Annotated in this window: 14 protein-coding genes and 1 pseudogene; 11 read left to right on the forward strand and 4 right to left on the reverse strand. The window is 71.4% G+C overall.

The features are described 5' to 3' along the window. The first annotated feature begins 38 nt into the window (after positions 1 to 38). The 8 genes from AMIR_RS10150 to AMIR_RS10185 all read left to right on the forward strand — a co-directional run bounded on the left by AMIR_RS10150 (position 39) and on the right by AMIR_RS10185 (position 8,115). Positions 39 to 641, forward strand: coding sequence for a DUF6875 domain-containing protein (locus tag AMIR_RS10150; RefSeq protein WP_118945876.1), 603 nt, complete (start codon positions 39 to 41; stop codon positions 639 to 641). After that, entirely contained in the window at positions 638 to 1,537 is a 900-nt protein-coding gene (locus tag AMIR_RS10155; protein ID WP_015800860.1) for a tryptophan 2,3-dioxygenase, read from the forward strand. Before AMIR_RS10150 ends, AMIR_RS10155 begins: the two co-directional genes overlap by 4 nt. After that, positions 1,534 to 2,790 (forward strand): kynureninase, encoded by a 1,257-nt coding sequence (locus AMIR_RS10160; RefSeq protein WP_015800861.1) that lies wholly within the window; start codon positions 1,534 to 1,536, stop codon positions 2,788 to 2,790. The genes AMIR_RS10155 and AMIR_RS10160 overlap by 4 nt, the downstream gene beginning before the upstream one ends. A gap of 19 nt (positions 2,791 to 2,809) precedes the next feature. Continuing rightward, positions 2,810 to 4,066 (forward strand): ATP-grasp domain-containing protein, encoded by a 1,257-nt coding sequence (locus AMIR_RS10165; protein ID WP_041837572.1) that lies wholly within the window; start codon positions 2,810 to 2,812, stop codon positions 4,064 to 4,066. Positions 4,067 to 4,096: 30 nt separating this feature from the next. Then, a complete protein-coding gene (locus tag AMIR_RS10170) occupies positions 4,097 to 5,407 on the forward strand; it encodes an MFS transporter (protein ID WP_015800863.1) in 1,311 nt (436 codons plus the stop codon). Further along, a complete protein-coding gene (locus AMIR_RS10175; RefSeq protein WP_015800864.1) occupies positions 5,404 to 6,363 on the forward strand; it encodes an amino acid ABC transporter substrate-binding protein in 960 nt (319 codons plus the stop codon). The genes AMIR_RS10170 and AMIR_RS10175 overlap by 4 nt, the downstream gene beginning before the upstream one ends. 57 nt (positions 6,364 to 6,420) lie before the next feature. Continuing rightward, a complete protein-coding gene (locus AMIR_RS10180; RefSeq protein WP_015800865.1) occupies positions 6,421 to 7,806 on the forward strand; it encodes an amino acid permease in 1,386 nt (461 codons plus the stop codon). An 84-nt stretch (positions 7,807 to 7,890) separates the two neighbouring features. Next, the gene (locus tag AMIR_RS10185) at positions 7,891 to 8,115 is read left to right on the forward strand and encodes a hypothetical protein (protein WP_015800866.1); all 225 of its coding nucleotides are present in this window, start codon (positions 7,891 to 7,893) and stop codon (positions 8,113 to 8,115) included. 89 nt (positions 8,116 to 8,204) lie between these two features. Here AMIR_RS10185 and AMIR_RS43165 read toward each other — a convergent pair. Beyond that, a pseudogene (locus tag AMIR_RS43165) lies at positions 8,205 to 8,285 on the reverse strand (hypothetical protein); the annotation flags it as partial. Between the two features lie 53 nt (positions 8,286 to 8,338). Between AMIR_RS43165 and AMIR_RS10190 the strand changes: the two are divergent. Both AMIR_RS10190 and AMIR_RS10195 read left to right on the forward strand, forming a co-directional pair. Further along, on the forward strand, positions 8,339 to 9,841 hold the full coding sequence (locus tag AMIR_RS10190) for an ABC transporter ATP-binding protein (RefSeq protein ID WP_015800867.1): 1,503 nt from the start codon (positions 8,339 to 8,341) through the stop codon (positions 9,839 to 9,841). Beyond that, positions 9,841 to 10,179 (forward strand): S26 family signal peptidase, encoded by a 339-nt coding sequence (locus AMIR_RS10195; RefSeq protein WP_015800868.1) that lies wholly within the window; start codon positions 9,841 to 9,843, stop codon positions 10,177 to 10,179. Before AMIR_RS10190 ends, AMIR_RS10195 begins: the two co-directional genes overlap by 1 nt. On the opposite strand, the gene AMIR_RS35445 is transcribed toward AMIR_RS10195, so the two are convergent. Both AMIR_RS35445 and AMIR_RS10205 read right to left on the reverse strand, forming a co-directional pair. Further along, on the reverse strand, positions 10,125 to 10,490 hold the full coding sequence (locus tag AMIR_RS35445) for a helix-turn-helix domain-containing protein (RefSeq protein WP_015800869.1): 366 nt from the start codon (positions 10,488 to 10,490) through the stop codon (positions 10,125 to 10,127). The two genes, AMIR_RS10195 and AMIR_RS35445, sit on opposite strands and share 55 nt — an antisense overlap. A gap of 341 nt (positions 10,491 to 10,831) precedes the next feature. Beyond that, positions 10,832 to 11,836, reverse strand: coding sequence for a TerC family protein (locus AMIR_RS10205; RefSeq protein ID WP_015800870.1), 1,005 nt, complete (start codon positions 11,834 to 11,836; stop codon positions 10,832 to 10,834). Positions 11,837 to 12,033: 197 nt separating this feature from the next. On the opposite strand from AMIR_RS10205, the gene AMIR_RS10210 reads away from it, so the two are divergent. Then, a complete protein-coding gene (locus tag AMIR_RS10210) occupies positions 12,034 to 12,408 on the forward strand; it encodes a helix-turn-helix transcriptional regulator (RefSeq protein ID WP_049796780.1) in 375 nt (124 codons plus the stop codon). Here the strand turns inward: AMIR_RS10210 and AMIR_RS10215 are convergent. Further along, entirely contained in the window at positions 12,337 to 13,503 is a 1,167-nt protein-coding gene (locus tag AMIR_RS10215; protein WP_015800871.1) for an FAD-dependent monooxygenase, read from the reverse strand. The two genes, AMIR_RS10210 and AMIR_RS10215, sit on opposite strands and share 72 nt — an antisense overlap. Between the last annotated feature and the right edge of the window lie 91 nt (positions 13,504 to 13,594).

The following is a 13,594-nucleotide window of genomic DNA, read 5'->3' on the forward strand; positions in this document are numbered from 1 at the left end:
TGCCGCCCCCGGTAGGACCCGGCACAGCTGGCACCAGCGTGGCCGCCGATCTGGCGGCAGCGCTCGAGTGGGTCGAACAGTTCGTGATGAAGCCCCACGGGCAACTGGGCCGGGACGGCGCGGTGTGCCCGTTCGTCCAAGCCTCGATGAAGGCCGACACGTTCCTGCTCGAGAGCTGGACGGTGGAACCGGACGCGACAGTGGACGACCTCGTCGCATCGGTGAACCTGCTGGCCGACACCTTCGAGGCGCGCGAGTGGGCGAGCCGCAACCAGATGCTCCACACCCTGGTCGTGGTTCTCGACGGTCTCGCTCCGGAGCGCTTCCACCTGCTCGACGACGCGCACGCGCGGGCCAAGTCCGGCTTGGTGAAGCGCGGGCTGATGTTCGCCCAGTTCTATCCCGAGTGCGACGAACGGGCCGTGCGCAATCCTGCTCTTCAGGTGGCCCGGTCACCGGTGCCCATGCTGGCGATTCGCCGCATGGCCCAGCACGACGTGCTGTTCCTCGACTCCGCCGCCGAGTGGTTCGCCGCCTATGCGGATCGGTTCGCCGACCGGTATCAGCAGAACGCCGTACGGGATCCCGCGCTCAAGAAGGCGTTCGCGGGAGCGCAAGAGCGGTGGGGAGATCGATCATGACCGCCCCCGGCCGGAACGGCAGTGCCCAGGCGAGTCCGGGCACCGGAGACGCCGAGCACGACGTCCGCGTGATGGCGCCGGACGGCTGCCCGATCACGGACGTCACCGGCACGAGCACTCCGTACATCGACTACCAGAGCATCGACGTGCTCCTCTCGCTGCAGCGCCCGCGGTCCGACACCCCCGCCGAGCTGACCTTCTACGTCATAGGTCAGGTCAAGGAGCTGTTGTTCAAGCTGATCCACGAGGAGCTCGAGCGGACCCGCGCGCTGATCGACGGGGACTCGGTCGCCGAGGCCGCGGCGAACCTGCGGCGGGTGCGGCGGGTCGTCGAACTGCTCAACGAGACCTGGAACGTGCTCTCGACGCTCACGCCGAACGAGTTCAACGGTTTCCGCGACGTCCTGGGGAAGGCGTCCGGGCTCCAGTCCTACATGTATCGGATGGTCGAGTACGCGCTGGGGAACAAGGTGGCCGCGCTGGCCCAGCCGCACCGGCAGGTGCCGCACGTGCACGCACAGGTTCAGCGGGCTCTGCGCGAACCCAGCGTCTACGACGCCGCGCTCCGGTTGCTCGCTCGCCGCGGAGCGGCGCTGCCCGAGTCTGTTCTGGATCGGGACTTCTCCCGGCCGTACGAGCCGAACGGCGCCGTGGAACGAGCGTGGGCCGACGTCTACCGCGGCAACGCGGCCACCGATCCGCTGCCCCAGCTCGCCGAGGCATTGATGGACGTGGCCGAGGGGTTCTCCCGCTGGCGCTCGCTCCACCTGCTCACCGTCGAGCGGGTGATCGGCTTCAAACCTGGCACCGGCGGCACCGAAGGCGCCGGGTGGTTGCGTCGTGTCGCCGAACACCGGTTCTTCCCGGAACTCTGGACCTGCAGGGGGCTCCTGTGACCGACAGCCAGCTCACCGGCACGATCGCGGCGGCGGCGGAGAAGGCCCGCGCGCGGGATGCCGAGGACGTGCTCGCTCATCTGCGCGACCGCTTCGTCCCCGCACCGCCCGGCACGATCTACCTCAACGGCAGTTCGCTGGGCCGCTTACCCGCCGCCACCTCCGGTCGCCTCGCCCGCATGGTCGAGGAGGAGTGGGGATCGAACCTCGCGGAAGCCCGCACCCAGTGGCTGGACCTCGGCGAGCGCATCGGCGACAGCATCGCGCGGCACGCCCTGGGCGCCGGCTCGGGGGAAGTCGTGGTGGGCGAGTGCACCAGCGTTCAGCTGTACAAGCTGGCCGTCGCGGCGGTGCGGGCCCGTCCGGGCCGCGGCACGATCATCACCTCCGACGACAACTTCCCCACCGACCGCTACATCCTCGACGGCGTGGCGGCCGACCACGGCATGAATGTCGTCACCCTGTCCACCCATGCCGACACGGGTCTCGACCTGGACGCGCTGCGTGCCGCGTTGGACGAGAACGTCGCTCTCGTGTCGCTCTCGCTGGTCTCCTACCGTTCCAGCGCTTTGCTGGACATGGCCGAGGTCAACCAGCTGGTGCACGACGTGGGCGCGTTGGTGCTGTGGGACCTCAGCCACGCGGTCGGCGCCGTGCCGATCGAGCTGGAGGCCACCGAGACGGACCTGGCAGTCGGCTCGGGCTACAAACACCTGTACGGCGGCCCCGGCGCCCCCGCGTTCCTCTACGTGCGCCGCGGGTTGCAGGACCGGCTCCGGCAGCCGGTCCAAGGCTGGTTCGGGCATCGTCAGCAGCTCGCGATGCTCCCGGCCTACGACCCCGACCCGACGGTCCGCCGGTTCCAGACGGGATTTCCGCCCGTCCTCTCGCTGACCGCGCTGGCGGAGGGTGTCGGCCTGGTCGGTGAAGCCGGCATGGACGCGGTGCGCGCCAAGGGACTGGCGCTCGCCGAGCTGCTCCAGGACCTGGTGGCCGAACACCTCTTCCCGGTCGGCTACACCCTGGCGAGCCCGCCGGACGCCCGGCGGCGGGGTGTGCACCTCACGTTGCGGCACCCCGAGGCGTCCCGCCTCCACCCCCTGATCTCCCGTGCCGATCTGGCCATCGACCACATGCCCCCGGATCTGCTCCGGCTGTCCACCACTCCGCTCAACACCCGGTTCACCGACGTCGTCGAAGCCGTGGACCGCATCCGCGTGGTGACAGGCGAACTCCTCGTCGGAGGCGTGTGACCCGGTGGCGGAAACGAGATTGGCGGACAACCCCATGCCCGGTGCGGTTTCGGTCCTCTACATCGACTGCCGGCCTCGTTCGGTGGCGGCACTCGCGGCCCACGGGGCCCTGGTCACCTGCGTGGTCAACGCGAAGGACGCGGCCAGGGTCAGGAGTCTTCCCCAGGTCCACCGGGTCGTCGTCGTGCGCGACACCACCGATTGCGAGGACGTGCTGTGCGCGCTCCGCCGCGACGGTGTCAGCTTGACCGACTACACCGCCATTTGCGGTAACGACGAGTACAACCTGTACCCCGCTTCGGTCGTGGCCCTGGTGGCGGGCAAGGCCACGCCCTCCCCGGACCACGTCGTCTCCATGCGGGACAAGTACGTCCAGAAGGACCTCGTCAGGGGAGTCGGCATCCCCGTCACGCGGTGCAGGGCCGTCGACCACCTCGATGACCTCACCGCGGCTCCGCCGGAGTTCCCGGTGGTGATCAAGCCGCCCGCCGTGTCCGGGTCCAAGGACACCTTCATCCTGCACTCGGCCGCAGATCTTGAACGGGTGGCGGAGCAGTGCGCGGAGTCAGGCGTGCTCGGCCCGTGGGTGGTGGAGGACTTCGTGCCCGGCGGCGAGATCCAGGTGGACGGGGCGATCAGGAACGGCGAACTGGTTCTCGTCAGCATCTCGCGCTACCTGCAGAACTGCATCAAGATCCACGAGGGTGATCTCGCGGCCGCCGTCGTGTTGGACCCCGGCGTCGAACCCGAGCTCTACGCGCAGGCGCGAGACCTCGCGGCACGCGTGCTGCCGGCTCTCGACCACCGCGACGGGGTGTTCCACCTCGAAGCGTTCGAACACCCGGACGGCCACCTGGTGTTCAGCGAGTGCGGCGGCCGCATCGGCGGTGGAATGACCGACGAGGTCGTTCAACGGAAATTCGGCGTTTCGCTGCACGACGAATGGGCGCGGGTCGTTCTCGGCTTGCCCACTGGAGTGACCACGCCGGTCGTACCCGATCCGGCGAGCTTCGGGGACGTCCATCTGAAGGCGCCACAGGGACTGCTGCTGTCGGTTCCCGGTGATGAGGAACTGCGGGCACAGCCCGGCGTCGTATTCGGCGAGGTCGAGGTGCGGATCGGCGAGCGGTTGGGGAACATGAACGACGACTCGTTCTTTCGAGCGGCACGCGCGGTTGTCGCCGGTAATGACGAGCAGGAAACACGTGCGCTGCTTCGCGACCTGGGGAACTGGTTTTCGAGTGCGGTCCGGGTGGACAGCTCGGCGCACGACTGACCTGGCACAACGCACATCAGGGGCGAGTGGATGAACAGCACGGCTCAACAACGGCTGGCCGCGCGAACGACTGGGATGTTCCGCGCGCTGCGCGTGCGGAACTACCAGGTGTTCACCTTCGGCCGGCTCATCTCCGGCACCGGTGTCTGGATTCAACGCATCGCGCAGGACTGGCTGGTCATTTCGCTCACCGGCAGTGCCGCGGCGCTCGGCGTGACCACCGCGTTGCAATTCCTGCCCATCCTGCTGTTCGGCCTGTGGGGCGGGCTCCTGTCCGACCGCTTTTCCCGCAGGCTCCTGCTGGTGATCTCCCAGACTGCGATGGGCGTGATTGCTCTCGGGCTGGCATTGCTCACCTGTGCCGACCAAGTGGAGATATGGCACGTCTACGTCGCTGCCTTTCTCCTCGGAGTCGCGAGCGCGGTGGAGACGCCGGCCCGGCAGTCGTTCCTCTCGGAAATGGTCGGGAAGGACCTCCTGCACAACGCGGTCAGCCTGGACTCGGCCTGCTTCCAGGTGGCGAGCCTCGCGGGACCGGCGATCTCCGGGGTGCTCATCAACCTGGGGGGCACCTCGATCGCCTTCGCGTTGTCCGCCGCTTCGTGCGTGGTGGTCATCGCCTCGCTCTGGCTCCTGCGACCGGCGGAGCTGCATCCGCACGTGCCGGAGCCGCGAGCGCCCGGTCAGGTCCGCGAAGGCCTGCGGCACGTCTACGGCCATCCGTCGTTGCTCTGGCCGATCGTCCTCATGGCGTTCCTCGGCACCTTCGCGTTCAACTTCGCGCTCGTCCTCCCCGTCTACACCGCCGACATCTTCCACTCGGGCGCGGAGACCTTCGGCTGGCTCACGACCTACCTCGCGGTTGGATCGGTCGCGGGAGCGCTGGGCGCGGCGTGGATGCGGCGCGCGGGCCTGCCTCTCGTCCTCGCGACAGCGCTCGGCTTCTGCGTGGTCCAGCTCCTGGCCGCCGCGTCGCCTTCGGTGTGGCTGTTCGGCGCCCTCATGGTGCCCACCGGGGCACTGGGCGTCGTCGTCCACGCCAGCGCCACCTCGGTCGTCCAGAGCACCTGCGCCCCGTCCATGCGGGGCCGGGTGATGGGTGTCTACAACCTGGCCTACATGGGCGGCATCCCCATCAGCGGCCCCTTGGTCGGCTGGGTGATGGAGCGCTTCGGAGCACGTCCCGGTTACGCGATCAGCACGGCCGTCGCCCTCGTCGGCGCGCTGGTCGCCGCGGCGGCGGTAGCCAGGATCCACCACCGCACCCACCGCACCCACCGCGGACCCGGCGCCGCGGACTACCCGTCCTCTTCCAGCGAGTCGAAACCGAGTTCGTCATGACCACGTCCGCTTCGCTTTCTCCGACGGTCAGCGCCATCCGTCGCCGTGGCCACCTCCGGCTCGGTGTCAGCACCGGTATCCGCGGCCTGTCGTGGACCGACGACGCCGGCGTCCGCCGCGGCCTGGACGTCGACACCGGGCGCGCCGTCGCGGCCGCGCTCTTCGGCGAGCCCGGCCGGATCGAGTACACCGAGATCGACCCCGAGGACAGGATCCGGGCCGTGACCTCGGACGCGGTCGACCTGCTCGCGTGCAACGCCACCTGGACGTTCAGCCGCGAATGCGACGCGAACGTCGCCTTCGTCCTCACCACGTGTTACGACGAAGGCGCCATCCTGGTCCGCCGGGACAGCGGCATCGCCTCGGCCGACGACCTGGACGGACACACCTTGGGCATGTGCGAGGGCACGAGCAGCGAAGAGGCGCTGCGGGCGTGGTTCGGACCCCGCGGCCGGGCCGTGCACTGCAAGCACTACGCCTCTCCGGCCGCGGCTCTCGCGGCCTACGCCAGCGGCGAAGTCACCGGCTACGTCGCGGACGGCGTGGTCGTGGCAGGAGAACGCACCCGCCTCGCCACGCCGAGCGACCACGTCGTGCTGCCTGAGCGCGTGTCGGTGGAACCGATGGGACCGGTCGTCAAAGACGACGATCCGCAGTGGGTGAAGACCGCCCGCTGGGTGTTCTTCGCGCTGATCGCCGCGGAGGCCGCCGGAGTCACCTCGCACCAGGTGCGTGCGGGGACTGCCGAAGACCCGCCCTTGCTGAAGGACCAGTCCCGGCTGGCCGCGAAGGCGGGACTGCACCCGAGGTGGATCTCCGCCGTGGTCGGCGAAGTCGGCAACTACGGCGAGATCTACGAGCGCAACCTCGGGGACGCCTCCGGGTTGCGCATCCCCCGCGGCTACAACGAACTCTGGCTGCGTGGCGGCCTGATGTACGCGCCGCCCCTGGCCTGAAGATCGTTCGCCCGCCGGTCCAAGCGCATCCGCACACCTGCCGCACGGGAGCGCCGAATGAGCGAAACCCCACCCGACTCCGATCTCTCGCGATCACTGTCCGGCCCGCAGATGACGATGCTCGGCCTCGGTTCGGCGATCGGCACCGGGCTGTTCCTCGGCGCCGGGTCCTCAATCTCGGTGGCAGGACCCGGTGTCATCCTCAGTTACCTCGTCGGCGCCGGCCTCGCCGCGATCGTGGCGATCGCGCTGGCGGAGATGATCAGCGCGCTGCCTGTCCGGGGCTCGTTCGGCGCCGTCGCCGGGCGATACCTGGGGCCGCTGGCCGGATTCGCCGTCCGGTGGACCTACTGGTTCTCGCTCGTGGTCGGCATCGGCAGCGAGGTCGTGGCCGCCGCCATCTACCTGAACTTCTGGTGGCCGCAGGTTCCGATCTGGCTGTCCGTGGCGGTTTTCTCATCGCTGCTCACCCTCGTGAACCTGACCCCCGTCCGGTTCTTCGGCACGGCCGAGTCGGTGTTCGCCGGCATCAAGGTGCTCGCGATCGGCGTCTTCATCCTCCTCGGCCTCGTGCTCGTCCTCTTCGGACTACCCGGCCGGCCGGCCACCGGTTTCGGGAACCTGGTCTCGCACGGCGGTTTTCTCCCGAACGGCCCCGGCGCGGTGTGGCTGGTCATGTCGATCGTGGTCGTCGGCTTCGCCGGCATCGAGGTCGTCGCCGTGAGCGCACCCGAGGCCAGTCAGCCCCGCGCCGCACTGCGCTCCGCGACGCGCTCGGTGATCACCCGGCTCTCGCTGTTCTACCTGGTGTCGATCCTGCTCATGCTGGCCATCCGGCCGTGGACCGAACTGTCCCAGGTGCACGGTCTGGACGGCAGCCCGTTCGTTGCCACCTTCGCCAGCGCCGACATCCCCGCCGCCGCGACCGTCACCAACTTCGTCCTCATCGTCACCGCGCTGTCCGCTGCGAACGCGAACCTCTACGCCGCCGCGCGTATGCTGCACTCACTGGCACACGACGGTTTCGCCCCCAGGAGGCTGAGCCGGGCCACCCGGCACGGGCTGCCGCGGGCGGCGACCCTGGCCTCCACCGTCGGGCTCCTCGTGGCCGCGGTCTTGGCCGCCTACGCCGGCCGGGCGACGTTCGGCATCCTGCTCGCCACAGGCGCCTTCGGCATCATCGCCACGTGGATCACCGTTCTGGTGACGTTGCTGGTCTTCCGCCGGGAGGAACCGGCCGCGGAGTCCAGCATCCGGCTGCCCGGCGGCCCCGTGCTCCCCGTGGTCGGCGTGCTCGTCCTGCTCTCGGTGCTCGCCACCGGGATCGCCGTGCCCGACATGCGGCTCGCGTGCTTCGTGGGTGTCCCGTTCGTCCTCGTCGTCACGGCCGTCTACGTGCTGTTCCTGCGCCGCCGAGTCTCCCCGGCGGCGCAGGAGCACTGACCGCCTTCGACGCAGGCGCTAGACGAACAATGCGTAGGTCGAGGCGGTGACCGAAGACGGGCGAAGGGTGTCCAAGACCAGTTTGTGACGACCGATCCGAACACCCTCCTCACCGCACCCCACGTCAAGATCGGCGACCGCCTCGCAGGCCGGACCCGCATCGGAAGACCGCCGAAACCCGCCGACGCCGAGCTGGTCACCCTCGCCGTGGCCCAGGCCCTGCTCGGGTTCACCCCGACCGCAGCCATCTGGCACAACCGCGCCACCGACCAGGTCATCACCCGATCCCTGACCTCCTACGACCACTGACCGACTTGCGCATCACTCGTCCAGGTCAGGTGGCGATCACGCCTCGGCACTCGTTCGGCGTTGCCCCGTACAGCGGGCCCGTCGGCAGCTCACCGCGTGTGCAGCCACATGACGGCGTGGGGGTCACCACTGGCGGTTTGCGCGTAGCCGAACACCACACCGTCGTCGTTGACCCCGCTGGCTACGTCGGCGACGGCGTCCTCGCCGTCCCGGCGCCCGCGCGGTGATCCGCTCCGCCGCCGCGGCGCTCGCGCTGCCCTTCCGGGCCGCGCCCGCGCTCGCGGCGGTCACCCTCGCGCTCACCGTGCTCGCAGGCGCCGGGCCCGCCGTCAGCGCCTGGCTCACCGGGCTGCTGGTCGACGAGCTCACCTCCGGCGCAGCCTCCACCGGCCTGGCCGCGGTGCTGGTCGTCTGGCCGCCCATGGTGCCGCTGCTGCTGATCTGCCCGGCCACCGCCGTGCTCGCGCGCCTGGCGACCGCGTGGCGCGAGGCGTCCACCGAGGAGTCCTGGGTGGCCGCCGACCGGCGCCGGCTGTTCTACCGGTCGCTGCTCACGGACGTGCGCGCCGCCAAGGAGATCCGGCTGTTCGGGCTCGGGAACCTGCTGCGCGCCAGGATGGTCGACTCGCTCACCGCCGTCTCCGGCGCCCGCCTCGCCGCCGACCGCCCGAGGACCCTGGCGCAGGGCGCGCTCGCGCTGCTCGGCCCGGTGGTCGGCGGGACCGGCACGGTCGTCGTCGCGGTCGGCGTCGGGTCCGGGCGGGCCTCGGTCGGGGACCTCGTGCTGTTCCTCGGGACCGTCGCGGGCGTGCAGGGCGGGGTGTCGGGGGTGGTGCTCCAGCTCGGCGTCGGGGCCGGGCGGGCGGTGCGGCTGTTCGGGCGCTACCTCGACGTCCTCGCCACGCCCGACGACCTGCCGCAGGGGCGCGAAACGCCGTCGGGGCAGGCCGAGATCCGGTTCCACGACGTGTGGTTCCGCTACCGCGACGACGGGCCCTGGGTGCTGCGCGGCGTGGACCTCGCCATCCCGGCGGGCGCCGCCGTCGGGCTCGTCGGCGTCAACGGCGCGGGCAAGAGCGCGCTGGTGAAGCTCCTGTGCCGCTTCTACGACCCGCAGCGCGGCTCGATCACCTGGGGTGGCGTGGACCTGCGCGAGCTGGACCTCGCGGCGCTGCGCGCGCGGATCGGCGTGGTGTTCCAGGAGTTCACGGCCTACGACCTCACCGCCGCCGAGAACATCGGCATCGGTCAGGTCAACGCCCTCGGCGACCGCGGCCGCGTCACCCGAGCCGCGATCACCGCCCGCGTCGACGACGTCGTGGACGCCCTGCCCGACGGCTACGACACGCTCCTCTCGCGCACCCACGCGGACGGCGGGCGGACCGGCGTCACGCTGTCCGGCGGGCAGTGGCAGCGGGCCGCGCTCGCGCGGTGCCTGACGCGCGACGACGCCGGGCTGCTGGTGCTGGACGAGCCCACCTCCGGCCTGGACGCCGTGGGGGAGCACCGGGTGCACGAGACCCTGCGGCGGCACGCGGCCGGGCGGGCCCGGCTGCTCGTCTCGCACCGGCTGTCCGCGCTGCGCGGCGCCGATCTCATCGTGGCGCTCTCCGGCGGCCGGATCGCCGAGCGGGGCCGCCACGACGAGCTGATGGACGCGGGCGGCGAGTACGCCCGGCTGTTCCGCCTCCAGGCGGGCGGCTACCAGGACGGGAGGGTGCGCTGATGGCGTGGTGGACCAGGGTGACCGTGCGGGGCGGCAGCATGGCGCCGACCCTGCGCGACGGCCAGCGGCTCGTGGCCCGCAGGCGACCGCGCGGGCCCCGGCGCGGCGAGGTGGTCGTGTTCCGGGCGCCCGATCCCCTGCTGCCGCACCGGATCAAGCGGGTGGCCGCCGTCGCGGGCGACCCGGTGCCCGACTGGTTGACCCCGACGATGCCCGGCGTGCACCGCGCGCCCGCCGGGTTCGTCGTGGTGGCGGGCGACAACCCGCGCTCGCAGGACTCCCGTCAGCTCGGCCTGGTCCGCTGCCGGGACGTCGTCGGCGCCGTGCCCGGCGTGTGACCGGCGCGCGGGCGGGCGGCGACCCACCGGCCCCGCCAGCCCGCCGGGTCGTCGCCGCAGGCCCGCGCGACCGCCAGCACCGTGTCGAGCCGGGGGAACCCGCGGCCCGCCAGCGCGTCGTGAAGGGTGCTGCGCGCGCACCCGGTGCGGCGGGCCAGATCGCGGTAGGGCAGGCCGCGCGGCAGGCGCAGCTCGTCAAGGTCGCGGGCCTGGTCCGCCCTGCGGTCGGTGGTCGGACGTTCCGCGGCGGCGCTCTCCGGAGCCGTCGCGGAATTGTTCTGCGTGCTCTGCTCGATTCTCATCTTCGCCATTCACCCGTGCTTCCCCAGTTGATCCGGGCACGACCGCGCGGGTGTGGCGAAAGCCGCGCGGTGGACCGTGACCGGGTTTCTCGCTGCGCGCGCGGGAAAGCAGCGAGCGGCGCGCTTGCGCTGCTCCGGGCTGCGCTGGTGGTGTTCGAGCACGGTGGGGGCGGTTTTCCCGGGCGCGTGCGGAGCCGTTCCCCAACGGCTCGTGATGGATCGACCGACCCCCCGTGATCAATCCATCGCCGCGACACCACCTGTCGATTCCGGAGGTGTGGGGGGCCAGGTGGGTGAAAAGCGGGGTGGAATCGTTGGCGCGATTACCGTCCCACCCCGCTGTCACCCGGTCAGGAGCGGTCGGAGCCGGTCTCCGAGCGGGCCTCGATCTCGGGCCCGGACTTGGACTCGGAATCGGACTTGATCCCGGCTCCCGGCTCCGGCGTCGCGTCCCTGGTCTTCCACCAGCTCGCCCCGACCGCCACGGCCAGGATCGCCGCCACCACGGCCAGCGACGCGGCCGTCGGGATCTTGTAGACGTCCAGCAGCAGCATCTTCACGCCCACCCACACCAGCACCAGGGCCAGCCCCAGCTTCAGGTAGGTGAACCGGTGCATCAGGTCCGCCAGCAGGAAGTACATCGCGCGCAGGCCCAGGATCGCGAACGCGTTCGAGGTGAACACCAGGAACGGCTCCTGCGTCACCGCGAAGATCGCCGGGATCGAGTCCACCGCGAACACGATGTCGGTCACCTCGACCAGCACCAGCACCGCCAGCAGCGGCGTCGCCACCCACTTGCCGCCCTCGCGCACCAGGAACCGGTGCCCGTGCTGCCGGTCGGTCATCGGCACGAACCGGCGGAACAGGCGCAGCACCGCGCTGCGCTCCGGGTCGACCACCTCGTCCTTCTGCCGCGCCATCTTCACCCCGGTGAGCACCAGGAACGCGCCGAACAGGTAGAGGATCCAGGAGAAGCTCGCGATCAGCACCGAGCCCGCCGCGATGAACACCGCGCGGAACACCAGCGCGCCCAGCACGCCGTAGAACAGCACCCGGTGCTGGTGCTCCCTGGGGACGGCGAAGTAGCCGAAGATGATCGCGAAGACGAACACGTTGTCGACCGCGAGGGACTTCTCGATCACGTAACCGGCGAAGTACTGGGCCGCCGGGTCCGCGCCCCACACCCACCACACGACCCCGCCGAAGGCGAGCCCCAGGGTGATCCACACGGCCGACCAGACGGCCGCCTCCCGCACGCTCACCACGTGCGCGCGCCGGTGGGCGAACAGGTCCACCGCGAGCATCACCAGGATCACGCCGAGCACCGCGGCCCAGGCCCAGAACGGGACAACCACGAGAACGCACCTCCGGTCCACTGTCGACCGGAGGTCTCCCCGACCGCCGCGCCCCTCGCGGGACGTCCGGCGGCGCCGAGACCGGGCAACCGTCTGGGCTGCCGTAATGACGAACTCGGCTGAGGCGGGTACTCCCCTCCGCCCCACTAGAATGACGAACTGCGGTTCGCCTGTCAACGCTTGATCGGTTAACCCGGATGGAGGAAGTGGTGGGCAGCGGAGGATTAGTGACCGGGGGCACGTGGACGTTCCTGAGCAACCACGCGCACGTGCTGCTGTGCCTGGCCGACGACCCGGACCAGACCCTGCCGGTGATCGCGGGACGGGTCGGGGTGACCAGCCGGGCGGTGCAGCTGATCCTGGCCGACCTGATCGCGGGCGGGTACGTGGAGCGCACGAAGGTGGGGCGGCGCAACCACTACCGGGTCAACCGGGACGGGCTGCTGCGGCACCCGCTGGAGGCCGGGCGCCGGGTGGGCGAGCTGATCGCGGCGCTGGGGTCAGGCGAGCGCGATCCGGGGCAGGGGGCGGTCGGTGGCCGCGACCTCGGTGAACTTCCCGACCAGGCGTGAGAGCGGTGTGGACGTGACGATCCGGGCCACCGCGTCGCGCAGCGCCAGGCCCAGGCGGGTGCTCGGGTAGGCCATGCGGCGCACGCCGGGCGGGAGCCGCTGCACGTCGTCGACCAGCGGGCGCATCCACGCCTCGAACGCCGCCAGCCCGCCGTCCAGGTCCGGCGCGGTGGACAGGCAGGCGGCCAGGACGTAGCCACCGGTCAGGGCCAGCGACGCGCCGCCGCCGCCCATCGGGGTCACGCACCAGGCCGCGTCGCCCGTCACGCACACCCGGCCCCGGCGCCAGGCGGGCATCCGGATCTGGGTGAGGCGGTCGACGTACAGGTCGTCGGTGGTGGCGAACCCGTCCAGCACGCGGGGCGCCTCCCAGCCGACGCCCGCGTAGCGCTCGCGGACCTGCCGGGCGGTCGGGCGGTCCGGGCCGTCGTCGGTGAACGCGAGCATGGCGCGCGTGGTGCCCCGGTTGTCGGGGCGCAGGTGCACCTGGCGGCCACCGGTGGCGGTGTGCCAGCGCCAGCGGTCGTCGTCGGCGGGGGTGCGGGGGATCGTGCCGAACAGCATGGTGATGCCGAGCTCGTGGCGGTCGACGTCGGGGCCGAACACCAGGTCGCGGGTGCCGGAGCGGACGCCCTCGGCGACGACGAGCAGGTCGGCGGTCAGGACCTCGCCCCGCGCCGTGGTGACCGCGACGGCGTCGGGGGTCCGGGCGACCTCGGTGATCCGCTCGCCGAAGCGCAGGTCCATCCCCGGCGGGAGCTGCTCCAGGACGGCTCGGGCCAGGTCGCCGCGCAGCACCTCCAGCTCGGCGGTGGCGCCGTCGCGGCCCTCGGGGAGGGTGGCGATGACCCGGCCCCGCCCGTCGACGAAGACCGTGCCGGTCTCGGTGGTGTTGCGGGCGCGGACGGCCTCGGTGAGGCCCATCAGGTCGAGCACCTCGTGCGCGACGCCCCGGACGTCGACGTTCTGGCCGCCGTCGCGGAACTCCTCGGCCAGCTCCAGGACCGTGACGTCCCAACCGGTGCGGCGCAGCCAGTAGGCCGCGGAGAGGCCGGCGATGCCGGCCCCGGAGATCACTGCGCGCGGTGCGGTCATGGTGGCCTCCGGTGGCTCGGGGTTGCCCGCCTCTCAGGCGAAGCTACTTCCGGCGCACGGCCGCCGCACGACCGGCGGCGGTGAATGGCGA

It is taken from the genome of Actinosynnema mirum DSM 43827 (genome assembly GCF_000023245.1).
In the GTDB taxonomy this organism is placed as follows: Bacteria; Actinomycetota; Actinomycetes; order Mycobacteriales; family Pseudonocardiaceae; genus Actinosynnema; species Actinosynnema mirum.